13 protein-coding genes, 1 tRNA gene and 1 other RNA gene are annotated in these 14964 nt (G+C 66.0%); 9 read left to right on the top strand and 6 right to left on the bottom strand.

Features of this window, described 5'->3' with window-relative positions:
* Nucleotides 1-7 precede the first annotated feature (7 nt).
* A complete protein-coding gene (locus RPIT_RS01175) occupies nucleotides 8-2242 on the bottom strand; it encodes a DNA polymerase III subunit gamma and tau (RefSeq protein WP_077344152.1) in 2235 nt (744 codons plus the stop codon).
* Nucleotides 2243-2399: 157 nt separating this feature from the next.
* Nucleotides 2400-2496, bottom strand: an RNA gene (ffs, locus tag RPIT_RS01170) — signal recognition particle sRNA small type.
* Nucleotides 2497-2603: 107 nt separating this feature from the next.
* Here ffs and RPIT_RS01165 point away from each other — a divergent pair.
* Complete coding sequence (locus tag RPIT_RS01165) at nucleotides 2604-3569, top strand: asparaginase (RefSeq protein WP_077344151.1); 966 nt, start codon at nucleotides 2604-2606, stop codon at nucleotides 3567-3569.
* 18 nt (nucleotides 3570-3587) lie between these two features.
* Here the strand turns inward: RPIT_RS01165 and RPIT_RS01160 are convergent, their stop codons facing one another.
* Both RPIT_RS01160 and RPIT_RS01155 read right to left on the bottom strand, forming a co-directional pair.
* On the bottom strand, nucleotides 3588-3782 hold the full coding sequence (locus tag RPIT_RS01160; protein ID WP_077344150.1) for a hypothetical protein: 195 nt from the start codon (nucleotides 3780-3782) through the stop codon (nucleotides 3588-3590).
* 5 nt (nucleotides 3783-3787) lie between these two features.
* Nucleotides 3788-5245, bottom strand: a complete 1458-nt coding sequence (locus tag RPIT_RS01155) for an NAD(P)/FAD-dependent oxidoreductase (protein WP_077339758.1) — start codon at nucleotides 5243-5245, stop codon at nucleotides 3788-3790.
* A 246-nt stretch (nucleotides 5246-5491) separates the two neighbouring features.
* Between RPIT_RS01155 and RPIT_RS15495 the strand changes: the two genes are divergently transcribed.
* The gene (locus RPIT_RS15495) at nucleotides 5492-6643 is read left to right on the top strand and encodes a L,D-transpeptidase (RefSeq protein WP_226996301.1); all 1152 of its coding nucleotides are present in this window, start codon (nucleotides 5492-5494) and stop codon (nucleotides 6641-6643) included.
* Nucleotides 6644-6730: 87 nt separating this feature from the next.
* Nucleotides 6731-6818, top strand: a tRNA-Ser gene (locus RPIT_RS01140).
* 230 nt (nucleotides 6819-7048) lie between these two features.
* On the opposite strand, the gene RPIT_RS16065 is transcribed toward RPIT_RS01140, so the two are convergent.
* Together RPIT_RS16065 and RPIT_RS01130 are read right to left on the bottom strand one after the other, a co-directional pair.
* Entirely contained in the window at nucleotides 7049-7306 is a 258-nt protein-coding gene (locus RPIT_RS16065) for a helix-turn-helix domain-containing protein (protein ID WP_077339756.1), read from the bottom strand.
* Nucleotides 7307-7373: 67 nt separating this feature from the next.
* A complete protein-coding gene (locus RPIT_RS01130) occupies nucleotides 7374-8252 on the bottom strand; it encodes a M78 family metallopeptidase domain-containing protein (protein WP_077339754.1) in 879 nt (292 codons plus the stop codon).
* A 357-nt stretch (nucleotides 8253-8609) separates the two neighbouring features.
* Here RPIT_RS01130 and RPIT_RS01125 point away from each other — a divergent pair, with 357 nt between their 5' ends.
* The 6 genes from RPIT_RS01125 (at nucleotide 8610) to RPIT_RS01105 (ending at nucleotide 14880) form a co-directional block, all read left to right on the top strand.
* On the top strand, nucleotides 8610-8999 hold the full coding sequence (locus RPIT_RS01125; RefSeq protein WP_077339752.1) for a helix-turn-helix domain-containing protein: 390 nt from the start codon (nucleotides 8610-8612) through the stop codon (nucleotides 8997-8999).
* 405 nt (nucleotides 9000-9404) lie between these two features.
* Complete coding sequence (locus tag RPIT_RS14820) at nucleotides 9405-9626, top strand: hypothetical protein (RefSeq protein ID WP_143028242.1); 222 nt, start codon at nucleotides 9405-9407, stop codon at nucleotides 9624-9626.
* 1229 nt (nucleotides 9627-10855) lie between these two features.
* Nucleotides 10856-12019: a hypothetical protein gene (locus tag RPIT_RS14815; RefSeq protein ID WP_143028241.1), complete on the top strand. Its 1164-nt coding sequence runs from the start codon at nucleotides 10856-10858 to the stop codon at nucleotides 12017-12019.
* Nucleotides 12020-12053: 34 nt separating this feature from the next.
* Nucleotides 12054-12719 (top strand): FRG domain-containing protein, encoded by a 666-nt coding sequence (locus tag RPIT_RS01115; protein ID WP_077339748.1) that lies wholly within the window; start codon nucleotides 12054-12056, stop codon nucleotides 12717-12719.
* On the top strand, nucleotides 12719-14329 hold the full coding sequence (locus tag RPIT_RS14810; RefSeq protein ID WP_143028240.1) for a P-loop ATPase, Sll1717 family: 1611 nt from the start codon (nucleotides 12719-12721) through the stop codon (nucleotides 14327-14329). Before RPIT_RS01115 ends, RPIT_RS14810 begins: the two co-directional genes overlap by 1 nt.
* Before the next feature lie 224 nt (nucleotides 14330-14553).
* Nucleotides 14554-14880, top strand: coding sequence for a hypothetical protein (locus RPIT_RS01105; protein ID WP_143028239.1), 327 nt, complete (start codon nucleotides 14554-14556; stop codon nucleotides 14878-14880).
* The last annotated feature ends 84 nt before the right edge of the window (nucleotides 14881-14964 follow it).

Below are 14964 nucleotides of genomic sequence, written 5' to 3'. Positions count from 1 at the left end.
CGGGTTTCTACTGACCGCTCTGGGCCCCGAGGTCGCGCACGGAGATCACCTCGGCGCCGAACGCGCTGGTCAGCAGTTCCTCGGCGTTGTGCGTGGGGTCCAGCACCTGGTCGTCGGCCGAGATGGCGGTGTCCTCCGGCGGTTCCTCTCTCGCGGGAGGTTCCGGCTGACGGGCGGGCTCGGGACGCTGCCGGGGCGCCTCCTGGGGCTCGCGGCGCTCGGGTGGCTCGGGGGCCTCGACCGGCGGTCGTTCGGCGCTCGGTGCCGCGGGGCGGCGCTCAGGGTGGTCCGCGTCGCTCACGACTGCCTGGATGCGCAGCTCGACGCCGATCGTCTCGATGATCGCGTCGGCCAGGACGTCCTGGCTGCCGCCGCTGGTGAAGTTGTCGCGCGGACCGACGGCGCTGAACCCGAGCATGAGCGCGCCGTCGCTGACGTCGAGCACCTGCGCGTGCTGGCTGAGCAGCATGTAGGTGAACCGGCGACGGGTCTTGACCTCTTCGAGCACGTTCGGCCAGACGCGGCGAAGCTCCGCGGCCGTGAGCTCCACGCGGCCGGTGGCGGCGGGCTTGGCGGGGGCAGGCGGTGACGCGGGGGCCGGCTCCTCGACGGGGGCGGGCCGTCGCGGATCCTTGGCGGGAGCGGGTTGCCTGACGGAGGGCGGCGACGACGGCTGCCCTGGGCTGGCGGGCCCGTCCTCGGCCGATCGCTGGGTGGAGACGGTCTCGGGCTCCTGAGCGGGGGCGGCGGCCGCGTCCCGCTGGCGGGGCGGCTCCCCTGCCGGACGTCGGCCCTGGGGCGCCGCCGCCTGCTGGGCAGCGGGTCGCTCCCGGACCGGACGGGTGGGTTCGGCCACGTCCTCCCAGTCCGCGACCGGGTCGGCCTCCCCCTTGCCGATCATGCCGACCCGGCGCTCGAGTCGGTCCATGCGGGCATGCAGGCCGCGCTCGTCGGTATCCGCGCCGGGGAGCAGCACCCGGGCGCACATCAACTCGAGGTGGAGCCGCGGCGCGGTGGTGCCTCGCATCTCGGTGAGGCCGGTGGCGATGACCTCGGCTGCGCGCGTGAGCTCGCCCGCCCCCATTCCTGCGGCCTGGGTCTGCAGGCGCTGGGCCTGGTCCCCCGACACCTCGAGGAGGCCGTTGGTGGCCGCCTCGGGCACTGCGGCGAGGATGATGAGGTCGCGCAGCCGACGCAGCAGGTCCTCCGCGAAGCGCCTGGGGTCCTGGCCGACCTCGATCACCTTGTCGATGGTGTGGAACACGCCCGCGGAGTCCCCGGCCGCGAAGGCGTCCATGATCTCGTCGAGCAGGGCGTCCGGGGTGTAGCCGAGCAGGGCGGCGGCCTGGGCGTAGCTGACGCCGTCCTCGCTGGCGCCGCCGAGCAACTGGTCGAGCACCGAGAGGGAGTCACGAACCGAGCCCGCCCCGGCCCGGACAACGAGCGGTAGCGCGGCGTGGTCCACCTCGACGCCCTCGGACTCGCAGATCTCGGCCAGGTAGTCTCCGAGCACGCGGGGCGGGACCAGCCGGAACGGGTAGTGGTGGGTACGCGAGCGGATGGTGCCGATGACCTTCTCCGGCTCGGTCGTGGCGAAGATGAACTTCGCGTGCGGCGGCGGCTCCTCGACGAGCTTGAGCAGCGCGTTGAAACCGGCGGGCGTCACCATGTGCGCCTCGTCGACGATGTAGATCTTGTAGCGGCTGGCCACCGGCGCGAAGTAGGCGCGCTCGCGCAGGTCGCGGGCGTCGTCGACACCGCCGTGGGAGGCGGCGTCGATCTCGATCACGTCGATGGAGCCGGGCCCGCCGCGGGCGAGGTCCTGGCACGACCGGCACTGGCCACAGGGGGTGTCGGTGGGTCCCTGCTCGCAGTTGAGGCAGCGCGCGAGGATGCGGGCCGACGTCGTCTTGCCACAGCCGCGCGGCCCGGAGAAGAGGTATGCGTGGTTGACGCGGTTGTTGGCCAGGGCGCGCTGCAGCGGCACCGTCACGTGCTCCTGGCCGATGACGTCGGCGAAGGTGTCGGGGCGGTAGCGCCGGTAGAGCGCGAGCGGAGCGTCCTGCTGCACTTTGCGGGGCGAGTTGTCGATGCGCGACGGCGGGACGAACGAGACCTCGTCGGCCGCTTCCGGCACAACCTCCGCCTCCTCCGCGTCTGCGAAGAGACTGGGCCCATCCTGGACGGGCACCGGGTCGGGCTCGGGCACGTCGAGATCGTCAAAGAGCCCGGGCCCCTCCATCGGCTCGAACCCCGGCTGATCGGCGGCGTAGCCCTCATCGGGGATCGGGCCGTAGTCGTCCTCGTCGTACTCGTCGTCCACGGCCCCACCCTATTCCAGCGTCCAGACAATCCGGTAAGCCCACCAGAGATCCTCGCCCCCGGCGGGTCCGGGCAAGAAAAAGGGCCCCTCGCGCACCCGGAAGAGCTCACTTACCCTTGCTGCCTTCCGACCCTGGGGGAGTTGGGCGAGATACCGCCGCGCGAGGAACCGACGCCAACTCTACCCCATTCCCGGAGCGCCCCTATTCGTGGCTCAGTGCCCCCGGGGGCTCGGGGGTGGGAGTGGAGCGTCAGCTCGGGTTAGGCTCTGCGCCGTGGTCATGAGTTCCGATCCAGTGCTCGCCGAGGTGTGGCGCGGCGAATTCCTCGAAGGTCTGCATCACGGCGCGCTCGCCGTCACCGGCCCGTCCGGCGAGACTCGCTTCTCCTTCGGCGACGTCGGGAGCCCCATGCTTCCCCGCTCCGCCGTCAAGCCGTTCCAGGCGATCGCCATGCTCCGCCACGGCCTCGACCTCGAGGGCGCAGAGCTGGCGCTGGCCGCCGCGTCCCACTCCGGCGAACCGTTCCACCTCGAGGCGGTGCTCCGCATCCTCGATGGCGCAGGTCTGGATGTGCGGGCCCTGGGCAACACCGCCGGCCTCCCCATCGACGGCCGCGCCGAGTCGGACTGGCTCGCCGCCGGGCGGCATGAGGAGAGGCTCGCGCACAACTGCTCCGGCAAGCACGCCGCGATGCTGCTCACCTGCGTCCGTGCGGGGTGGCCGACCGAGGGCTACCTCGACCCCGACCACCCACTCCAGCGTGCCGCCCGCGAGGCGATCGCCGAGTTCACCGGGGAGGCGCCGGCCGCGCCCCTCGTCGACGGCTGCGGAGCGCCCGCGTTCGTGGCCAGCCTGGCTGGGCTCGCCCGAGCCTTCGGGACCTTGGCGAGCGCGTCCGATGGACCTGCCCGCCTTGTGGCCGACGCCTACCGCGCCCACCCCGAGTACGCCTCGGGCTCGCGCCGCTACGAGGCGGTGCTCCACCGGGAGGTGCCGGGCCTGGTGTGCAAGCAGGGCGCCGAGGGTGTGCTGGCGATCGGGCTGGCCGACGGCACGGGCATCGCGATCAAGGTGAACGACGGCCACGACCGCGCCGCGGTCGCCGCCGCCGTCGCGGCCCTGGGTAGCCTCGGCCGCGCGACACAGAACGTCTGCGCGCTCGACCCGTACCCGGTCCTCGGGCACGGGCGGGCGGTTGGCCGCGTCGTCGCCTCGGCCCACCTCGTCGGGTCTCTGACTCCCTAGCCGGGCGTCGGTGACGGGTCAGTGGTCCTGGCTGTGACCCTTCAGCACCATCCGCATGATGCGCGCGTTGAAGACGAAGAAGCGCACCACTTGAAGCGGGAGGCTCATCCTCTTCCGCAACGTGGCAGGCGTCGGCAGCGGCGCCTTCGACAGGTCGGCAACCGTGGAGCCCGCCGGGGCGGTCAACTGCTGCTCATGGACTCTCTCACTCATCGCACTCACTCCGGAATCAGCTGCCAGCCGGGCAGCCCCTTGGCCTTGTACAGGAACAGGTGGTGGAGCATGAGCTTCACCCAGTGGCCCGCGAGCCCGACCTCGCCGCGGGTGTCGGCCAGGTCACGGCCGGTGTCGTAGCGCTGGTAGTCGGGCACCACAGGCATCATCGTCATCGCCGCGGCCGAGCCGGTCCTCAGCCCCTCGCCGACCGACGCGACGCACGCCGCGCCCATGGCGGCCATCGACGCCTCGTGGTTCGGCGCCGTCGGGCCCTTGCGGATGCGGTCGGCGATCGACATGGCCGCGACCTTGCCCATCACCCCCGACGGCATCCCGGTGCGCGGAGGCGACGGGGCAATCACGGTGCCGTTGGCGCTCTTGCGGGGCCGCGAGATCTGGTGCGGCGGCGCGAACGCGATCCCGACCGCCCAGATGTTGTCGTAGCCGACGGCCTGATAGGTCTTCGGCCAGTCGTCCGCCCGCCACTCCTCGTACGGCTTGGCCGTGTAGTCGGCGTCGACCTTCATGAAGCCCGACGGCGCGAACAGCGACGCGGTGATGTCTCCGCCGTCCCGGTCGAACGCCTGGAGCGGCACTCCACCGAACGGCGGCAGCAGCATGCCGAAATCGAAGTCGAGCGTGTGCGTTGCGCCGTCGAGCGTCTCGTAGTGGACGACGCCGGGCTCGACCCGCGTGACGTGCGCCCCGAGGATCGCCTCCACCCCGCGCTCGCGGAACAGCGATCCGGCCCAGAGCTCCGACGTCGTCTGGAATCCGCGCTCTTCGAACACCATGCCGTCGACCCCGAAGTCGCCGAGCTCGGCCTCGTTGGTGAGGTAGACGAGCCGTGCCCGGTCCCGCACCCCCGCCTCGCGGAGCTCATGATCGACGTTGAAGACGTACTCGAAGGCCGCGCCCTCGCAGGTGCACGTGCCGTGGCCCATGCCGACCACCAACGTCAGCGACTCCCCCGCCTTCAGCCGCTCGATCGTCGCTCGGAGCGCTTGAGCGGCCTCGACGGCGTGGTCCGCCGTGCAGACGCTGACGGTGTGGCCGCCGTCGGGTCCCAAGCCCGGCGTGGCGTGGAATCTCAGCTGCGGGCCGGTCGCGTTGACCAGATAGTCGTAGCGGAGACGCTGGGTCTGGCCCGTCCTGCCGGGAGCGGTGAACTCGACGTCCACGGCCGGCTGCTCGGCACTCTCGTCACCGCGCGGCCAGATCGCGGTGGCCTTGGCCTGGATGAACCGGATGCCCTTTCTCCGGTAGACGGGCACAAGCGGGAACACCACCTGCCTCTTCTTCATCTTGCCGACCCCGACCCAGATGTTGCTGGGGATCCAGTTCCACTGTGAGTTCGGTGACACCACCGTGACGGTGTTGCCGTCGGGCAACAGGCGGGACAGGTGCAGGGCGGCGGTGTGGCCGGACACGCCGGCTCCGAGAACCAGGACGTCAGCCATGTCAACTCCTTTGTTGTGCTGCCCCTCCAGCCTACGCCTCGCCGATGCGTGACGCGGCGCCCGTGCGAAGACGGCCGGCCCCGGACGCTGGTGCCCGACGGCTTTTCACAAGCACTAACGCCATTCCTCGACGAACCTCGGGCGTGGGTTGACAATTGGTCCTGACCAGGGCGCTTCGGATTGCGCGAAACGGGGTGCAGAAGCTTACGATGAACTCTGATTCTGCTCACGAAGGGGACCCCTTATATGCGTAAAACTCTGCTCTCGGCTGCGGTGGCCGCGCTCAGCCTGGTGCTCGTAGCGCCGTTGGCGGGCGCAGAGACCGCGTCTCCGGCCCCCACCGAGCCGGTGCTCACCTCGCCGGCGCCCGAGGTTGAGCCGGTGGATCCGACCCCGACGCCGACCCCGGACCCCACCGAAACGCCGACGCCGACGCCCACCCCCACGCCGACGCCGACGCCGACCCCCACGCCCACGCCGACGCCCACTCCTGCACCGCTCACCCCCGCGCAGGCGCTGTACGTGACGCCGGGCTATCACTACGTGAACGGGCGCTACTGGTTCACGGAGTGCAGCGAATACTCCTCCACCGTCGTGCGGTGTCAGACGGAGATCTTCGCGTCGACGATCGTGCTGAAGTCAGGCCAGTGGTACAAGCAGAACAACTGGGTCTTCAACAACCTCGCGTACCTGCCCTCCCCCGAGTCCAACTGGACCAACAACGATTTGGGCCGCAACGGCGAGTGGACGGCCGCGGACGGCCGCCAGTGGCGCACCGAGTGCCACACCCCGGCCACCGGTCGCGGCGCCTGCCGCAACTACGCCGTCGCCACCGTCGCCTCGCTCAAGGACGGCAAGGTGATCCAGCGCAACGTTGAACTGCTGAATTCAATCGTCAACTTCTCGACCCCCACCCGCCCGTGGGTGCGGTCGATCCCCGCCACCAACCCCAACCCGCCGGCCAACGTGCCCACCCCGTCGACCCCCCAGCCGATCATCGCGAACCCGCTCGTGCAGCAGGGCTTCCGGCTCGACTCGCGCTGCCTCACCGGTCGCGGTTTCTGCGTCTCGAAGAGCCAGCGCAAGATGGCCTGGGTCGTCAACGGGAAGGTCGACGTCGTGCTCGACGTCCGCTTCGGCGGCGAACTGACGCCCACGCGTAACGGCGCCTGGTCGATCGGCTGGAAGTCCCGCAACCACGTGTCCAGCATCTACGGCAGCGCGATGCCCTACGCCATGTTCTTCAGCGGCGGCCAGGCCATCCACTACTCCGAAGACTTCGCGACCCGCGGCTACAACGGCAGCTCGGCCGGCTGCGTCAACGTCCGCGACAAGGCGGCCATCGCCCGTCTCTTCGACATCGCCCGTGTCGGTGACAAGGTGATCGTCTACAACTGATCCGATCGATCTCCGACGGCGCGCTCCCCCGGGGGCGCGCCGTCGCTGATTTTGGGGCGGGTCACCTGCTCCGGTAAGGTCTCCCCCGGAGGATTCGCCTAGAGGCCTATGGCGCTCGCTTGGAAAGCGGGTTGGGTTCACGCCCTCACGAGTTCGAATCTCGTATCCTCCGCCACCACGATTCCCGCTCTGACTAGGGCGGGAATCCTCATTTTCGGGACTGATGGCGCCTTGCAGCCCGATTCGTGCCCCGAGTTTTCGCGGCATCTTCCTCGGGCACTTGAGCGCGCTCTGGCAGGGCCGCCCTGGATCCGGGCGACATGGGGTCGCACGGGCTCGCAGACTCAGGCATGAGCGCCGCGCAACATGAGGTGCGCGGCGCCGGTGTGGACGATCGGTGGCTTCTTACCAGGGGCGCTGATTGCGCGCACGTGCCCGTCGTTGAGTGAGGTCATCGCCCGTGGGGATGGGCCGGAACAGCCTGTCGAGATCCTCGACGCGGACTCGGGTGAGCCTCACGCCGAACCTTGACGCCCGAAGCTTCCCTGAGGCGACGCGTCGCCGCAGCGTGTCGACACTCACGCCGTACACGGCGGCCGCTTGCTGCAATGACAGCCATTCGGGCACGGGTTGACCCCAAGTGTGCGAGATGGGGAGCGACATGGCCAGTTTCCTCTCGGTGTCGGGATGGAAGGTCGGGTTGGTGCGTGACCGCCGGATTGGCGACTCGTCAGAGAGACAAGGCGGGCGCTGGGACGGCGCGACTTGGAGGTGACACCTGCGGGGGTGGCTCGGCGACGGCAGGCGCGACTTCCCATCTGGTCGGATCGACCTGGGTTCGAACCTCCGACTCCAGGGCGTCGAGCGCTCCGTCGGTGATAGTAGGCGCCGGCTGCGTGGCTTGGAGGATGAGGGCGGCCGCGCCAATGACTCGCTGGCCTGTGCTGCGGAGGATCTCGGCGAGGTCGCGCTGCTCGGTCACCGCGTTGAGGGCCCAGCCGGCGACGTAGTTGAAGGTGTACTGGCTGGAGTCGAGGCCGTGTGCGCTCGTGACCATGTACGCGACGGACTCGGCTTCGACTTCGACTATCCCGCGGCAGTCGCGGCTGCCCTGGTCCTGGTGAAGGAGCACGTGCCCGGCTTCGTGGGCGGGGGTCTTGACGGCCTGGGCGTCGTCGACGTCGTCGCGGATCGTCACCAGCCGCTGGGTAAAGTCGGTGACGCCGTTCGCGCCACCGAGGTCCGCTCCGCGACGGACGTCGAAGCCTCTCTCCTCAAGGAGACCTTGGAGTCGGTCCCACAGTCCTGCAGGTGCTTCTCCGGTGAGGAGGGCGCCGTCGCCGATCTTGGGGTCGGGCAACGTGGGTCCGTCGGTTTGCCGGATGTCGAACACCGTGACGGGTTTGGTCGTAACCACGTGGGTCCGGTGCAGGAGGCGGCCCTGGTCGTCGCGCAACGGTTGGCCGGCGTCGTCAAGGCCGGGGTCGCGGCGCGTGATGGGCGCGAGGACCGGGGTCGGGCTGTTGGTGGGCGCGGCAGTGCAGCCACCGATCAGTGCAGCGGCCATGATGGCTCCCACTGCTTTGGTGGCCAGTCCTTGGTGGGTCATCCCATCCTCCTTCGCCTAAGGGCCATAACGGGGCAAAGAGGCGCCTCGTGGACATGCGCTATCTGTTGTTGTCTCCCAGACTGCGGCAGCACCGAAGCTCCCGGGTGCGTCTGGCGCTCGTGGCGCCGGTTCCGCGTAGTCGCGGGTGCGGCCATTGTCAGAAGCGGCCATCTCTGGCTCCAAGCTCTCCAGGGGGTGGACCTTGTTCGGGAAGGGTAAACACGGTTCTCCGTGATCTTGGGGATATCGAGCTTGGTCCCTTCGCGTGTCACGCTAGCACATCTACACCGTTTAGCGGCATAGATTGCTCATCGTGTCTCGTCTCCCCTTGCCGCGGACCACTGAAACAATGGGCGCGTGCCCGCCTACTCCGACGCCCCGCTCCCCGTCGGGTTGGACGCGTTGGTCGGCATGGGCATGAACCGCGTCAAGCTCGCGATCGCCGTCGCGTTGGCCGAGCATGGGTGCCGTCTCAGCACTCCAGAGCTCGTCGCCGCACTCGGTGAGCGCGTGGCGGGTACCACGATCGCGCGCAACCTCAACGAGCTCGAAGACCACGGCTACGTCACCGGCGACGTTCCCCGCGACGACCGCCGCCGCCGGCGCACGCACTGGACGCTCAACCATGCGAAGCTACACGCTGACCTACAGGCGCTGATCCAGGCCACCACACCATCCGTCGAGACCCCGACCACGTCGGACCGAGCCGGCGGCGTGCACTCGGGTCCTGAACGCGAACCCATGTGACGTGCACGACTTGGGCTACGGAGGACGCGACCTCCTTTGGCGCAACCGCCTAACTCCCAGCCCACAAGCAGTGACGTGCACGTGAGGGCCTACTTGGCGACGCTGCGAATGTTTGGAGCATGGTCACCGGGCCGTCCGTTCGGAACGAGACCGACCCCATCTTTGCCTTGATCTCGTGGCGGCCTCGTAGACCGCGCAACCCCGCTCCCACAAGTGATAACTGTTCGCCGATCGCCCAGGAGCAACTTGGGAGTCACAGGGCGACCGGTCCGGGGGCTGCGGCGTGGACTACGTCGAACTGGTCCTGTGTTCTTGAGGGCTCGCCAGGGCCCGGGAAAGGGACAGCGCCATGACCATTCGGACCTACGAGTCGTTGCCCACGGCCGCCGCCCGGATCGGGTCAGCGTGAAGACCATCCGCCGCCGGATCGCCGAGGGCGCTCTTCCGGTCGTCCGGTCCGGCCGCAGCCTCCACCTGGATCCGAAGGACGTCGACGCCCTGCTCCGTCGCTACCCGCAGCGCACGCCGTCCGAGTTCAGCTCAGTGGCACTTCGTCCGGCCCGACGCGCGTCCTCTCCCCTCCAACAGGAACAGTCCGCGCATGAAGTCGCGGGCCGCCCTCGGTAGGTCCCGAACACCCGGGGGGGGTACTTCCATGAGGCGTGGGAACCGGCGCAGGGTCTTGAGGTCATTCATCAGGAAGCGGTCTTCGAGCGCTGCGCGGTAGCTGGCCAGTCCGGCAGCGGAGGTGTCTGCCGCATCGCACTGGACCAGCCGGTGCCCCACCCGACCACATTGATGAAGCCGACCACCCGGTGCGGATCGGCGCTGTCAACGGGTAAACCAGGCGCTGCTCGCGGCAACCTACGAGGTGCTGCGCTGCAGCCGGATCCGGGTCGACACCACCGTTGTCGGTGCGAACGTGGCCTCATCCCACCGATTCCGGGCTGTTGGCGAAACGGATCCGGCGTTTGCGACCAAAACGACGGATTCAGGACGCCAGTGGCGCGGTCCGCACCAAGCTCCGGGACCGATCGCCGGCTGCCGGCAAACGGGCAGGCGACCTGAACGCCCAACACCGGGACCCGCAACGCCGCCGGCCAAGACGTAGCACTGGCCGTGGTCATCGCAAGAACCTCGAGCTGGCAGACCTGGCCTTCACCGCCGCGAACGAAGCCGATCACCTCCTCCGCAAAGCCCAACGTGCGCTACAACAAGCCCAGAAGAGCCGCAGACAAGCCCTGGAACACCCGTCCAGCAGTGCCTTCACCTGCAAGGGCGACACCATCTGCAGCTGAATCGGCGAACGAATGGCCCTCCCCAGGCCCACCAAAATCCGCTGTAGGGAGCGGGGCGAACCCGGGATAGGCCCAAGGCACCCTGCACCCTGGTGACTGCCAGTCGGCAGGTAACCACTTCAGACCAGAACGCTTCCTCCGCACCAGCGCCAGCATCCGAACTTACCCCTGTGAAGCAGGCACCGGTCCGTCGGCAGGAAGCCAGGGCCAACCGCCTGGCGTCAATCGCGAACCAATCCACCTGCTTCCCGCGAAGCAGCTATCATGGGAAGTACTGACGGGGGAGACAACTGCATGCACGTGCGACAACAATGGGTTGAGCCAAACGCCGCTGCCGAAGGTGTCGTCGAACAAGCCCTCGAGCAACCCGTCCTGGTCATCTCTGGCGCAATCGGGTCCGGCAAGACCCGGCTCCTCCAAGAGGTGCTAGATCGCCTCTTGGAAGAGACTCCCTTCTCAGTCCCGCCGGCTCCGATGCCGCCCACGACCCCCGTGTGGCGCCGGCTGAGTACGCCACTCGTAGACATCACGCATTGGGCCAGCGTGTGGCGCGTTGTCTTGGTCACATCGATCTTCACGCACCTCTACGAACACCGGACCGAACTGCCACCTGACTACGCGGCACGGATCGAATGGGGCGCAGCGCGGCATCTCCCCAAAGCACTCTTCGGACTCGCGACGACGAAGCATCCAAACACCGTCGTGACGATCCTTGCCGACTCCCCGGCAACACAGAAGCCGGCCGCACGGTTTAATGAGGCGCGTTGGACTGAGATCGAAGAGATAGTCCGAGCCTGTCCCGCCGCACGGTTTCCGCCTCTTCTGCTGGAGATAGACCATCTGGATGAATACTTCGACAACGATCCGTCAATAATGGCGGAAACGCAAGCTGGCCTTGCTCTACATTTGTCACAACTGGCACGGGCGCCAATCGCCCAGCCCGACCGTTTGCGTATCCATGCAGCAGTGCGTCCGTCCACGAATCACTATCTATGGCGTATGACCGGTCATAACCTCACGAATGATCGCTGTTTCATTGATCTCAAATGGACCAAATCCGCCATTCGTCAGCTCCTGGAGAAGGAAATCACGAGACATGGTGGTTGCTCGCTCCCCGAATTAGCAGACAATCCCACAGTACACGTCGCAGAGAGAGGGGTGGACGAGGACGTTGCCGAATATCTCCTACGACATACCACACTGACGCCGCGAGCGATTGAGTCCATTGTCCGTGTCGTCATCGCGCGCCTAACTGCTGCTCACCGCGTACCCGAGGATCAACTCAAGGCTGCGGTGGCCGATTACGCAGAGAGGCTTGCCGACCTCACTTTGCAACAGCTAGTGAGCGACATGCGCGCACTAGGCGCTAGAAGCTTGACGGGCAGCCGACTGTCAGCGGGCGGTGAGCCCTCCGGTATCTCCCTGAAGGAGCGTTTGATCATTGAGTTTGAACGGATTAGCAACGAGCGGTTCGATTGGACTCAACTGCAAGCTCTTGTCACGAACTGGGAAGAAGCAACGGCACCACACTTAACCGATTGCCTATGGCTGCACCGAATATTGGCACAGTTTGACGATCACAATTCGCGTTTCTCCGTCTCCAGGAGAGTCGACAGTCGTCTAGGCACGCACGTTAAGGATTTGATGCTTCACCCAATCTTGTTAGACAGGTGCAATCTTGCTCCTAGCCCGAGAGGTGTAACAATTGAGTTCAGCAGCTGATTGTGACGGCACGCACTTTGAAACGTGGCCGGAGATGCGCGACTTCCTCTTCGAGAGCCACGATGACCAATTTGTCTGGCGCGGAGTTGGTAATGCCGCATGGTGCATGGTAGCCAGTTTGGATCGCTTTGCGGATGAGAACTTTGTCCGTGACCGGACCGCGCTCGCAACACGTCTTCAAAGCCTCTACCGCGAGTACTCGGTTGAGCTAGGAGACGACGCCGCAGAGCTGACCGACGCAGACCTATGGGCATTGGGGCAGCATTGGGGCCTGCCGACTGCCCTCCTCGACTGGACTCGGAGTCCGATGGTGGCGATGTACTTTGCACTCACAGCACTCTCGCCAGGCGCTGATTACGAGGACCGCAACTGCGTGGTTTATCGACTCGACGCCTCTCGTCCATTCCTGAATCGTGGAGGGGATGTCTCCGTGGTTGCACCGCCGGCCGGTCCGTGGAACCAGAGACTCGGCGCTCAGCGGGGTGTCTTTGTTGTGGGGCGTCTTGGAACTTGCTTCATACAACAACTTCGCGACATGGGGGAGAGTGATGCGCTCAGGGCATACACAATATCTCCTACGGTTCGTCCAGCTGCCCTGCGCGATCTTCATACAATGATGATATCTGACCGCAAACTGTTCCCCGATCGGGCGGGCATTTTACGCGAGGTGCGCAGCCAAGCGATTCACGGATTGATATAGTGTCCGCCATAGATGACTTTCGCGCATGGGATCCGCGCGAGCGTGAGCGCAACGCCCGTGCTTTCATCGCACGACATCAGGGGGAGCCCGGAGCCTTCGGGGATCCGGACGGCGGTCGGGCTGATTTGCGAGACTTCGTCGACGTTGAGGAGTTGCGAGCATCGGCGTTCTTTGGTCGAGATGCGCAACGCGTGCGTGTGGTTGTCGGCCGCAAAGGGTCGGGGAAGACGATATATCTTCGGCGCTTCCAGGCTGATCTTGAGGCGAATCAGTCCGTAGTGGTCGCTGAGGCACCAACCACGACTCTGATAACCACCGATCACGTTCTAAGAGTCGCGCACTGGTTTCCCGAAGGGCTACTTACAGAGACTTGGCAGCTTTGCTGGGGCCGCGCAATCCTGGTAGCGGCAGCAACTTATCTTCTGTTTTCCAAGAAGTACCGTCCCTATCTCACTACCGAGGAGCGCGAAAGCCTCAACACTGATTTCGGTCATTTGATTCGGAGGGCCAAAGCCGAGCGAAGCCCCTTCACGACACTGAAACAACTAATCGACGGCGCACACTCGCCCCAGTCGTTGTTGGCAATGGTCAACAATCCACTGTGGGACGATCTCGAGACAAGGGTCGCGCAGCACCTGCGGGATGCACCTCCACTTTACTTTATCATCGACGCGATCGATGAGGAGTACGCGCGGGCGCCAGCATACTGGCTTCGGTGCCAAAAGGGGCTCTTTTACGAAACGATGCGCATGTTGAGGCACCCCTCACTGGGATCGAGACTTCACGTAGTGATCTCCATTCGGGATTCAGTATTCCATTCGATTTTTCAAAGCGAGCACGCATCGAGATACGTCGGTGATCCGCATGTATCCATTCTCGAGTGGGGCTACACCGCCGCCAAAGCGCTCCTAGACGCAAAGACACGTCGACTGCCTGCTGAACTCTGGGGCGGGACGACTCGACCCGAATCGCTGAGTGACTGGGTCGGCTTCTCTACCGTCAAGAACTCGTACGATACACGCGAACCTCTCTATGAATACATTCTGCGCCACGCACAATGCCTTCCACGCGATGTGGTTTCGTTCGGAAACTTGCTTGCTCAAAGGCTTCTCGAGTTGTGGGCGCAGGGTGAAACGCTCGACAACGAGCACCTTCGTCAAGTTGTGTCGGACGTCGCGCTCATCAGCGGCAAGACGCAGTTGACTGTTGTGGCAAACCATGTGGTTGCTGATGAGGTCCCCACGGAGGCGAGTAAGTATCATTTCGTAGATAGCTACTTGGGCGTCGCCGAGTATAAGGACAGCCGGCTTGAGCAAGTCACGCAGTTGATCCAACGTTGTGTCTATCTTCGAGTGGGATGGCCCCAGATACTTGAACTCCAAGCGGAGGCGCGGGCACTATTCGGCGCTCCGGACCTCGCGTCTGTCCTATGGCAGGCAGGACTACTGGGTGTCGAAGAGGAGGACGATGGCTTAGCCCATTTCTTCACAATGGATCGACTCGGCCGCCTCCGGTTGCCCAGAGGACTTGATAGATACGTATTTCATCCTTCTCTGCGTGAGGTATGTGGGCTCCTTCCCAGTGGCGGGCCGATCTACTGGAGGATCTGACGGGTGAGCGATACCCAAGCCGTCACGCCGCTGCTATCGATGCCGCCTGAATACTGACTGTTCATCGCCATCCCCGGTGGCGGCCGAGTTCGATTCGACGCCCACCTGGCGGGCATCGGGGAGCTGTCCCGCGCGCTGGTGGAGGTGTGAGCGCGTCCCGTCGGGATCGTTGGTCGAACAGCTTCGAACCGGAGCTCCGCGGGTTGCTTTCGGAGTTCCCTACGATGTCGGCGTCGGTAATCGCCGAGCGGATCGGCTGGCAGCATTTGGCGTCGCTGCTGCGGACACGCGACGCGGCTTTTCGGCCGTTGTATGCTCCCCCCGACCCGAGTGACCGGACCGAGTACCGGCCCGGGGAGATCGTGCAGTGCGACTTGTGGTTCCCGGCGAAGGTGGTGCCGGTCGGGCCGGGTGTTCTTGTGGCACCGCCGGTGTTGACGACGACGGCCGCATGGTCGGGGTTCATCGCCGCATTGCTGTTGCCGACCCGGCAGAGCTCGGCTCTGCTGGCCGGGATGTGGCAGCTCAGGTACGAAGCCGGTTTGATTTGACCGCAGGGTTCTCCTCCTTCTGCATTGCCTCTTGTCCAGCGGTTTGGAACGAGGGCTCATCGGGACCCGTATCCACCACACGAG

The organism is Tessaracoccus flavus (assembly GCF_001997295.1).
Classification (GTDB): domain Bacteria; phylum Actinomycetota; class Actinomycetes; order Propionibacteriales; family Propionibacteriaceae; genus Arachnia; species Arachnia flava.
The sequence above is the reverse complement of the archived record's forward strand: the minus strand, read 5'-3'. Positions and strand labels throughout refer to the sequence as shown.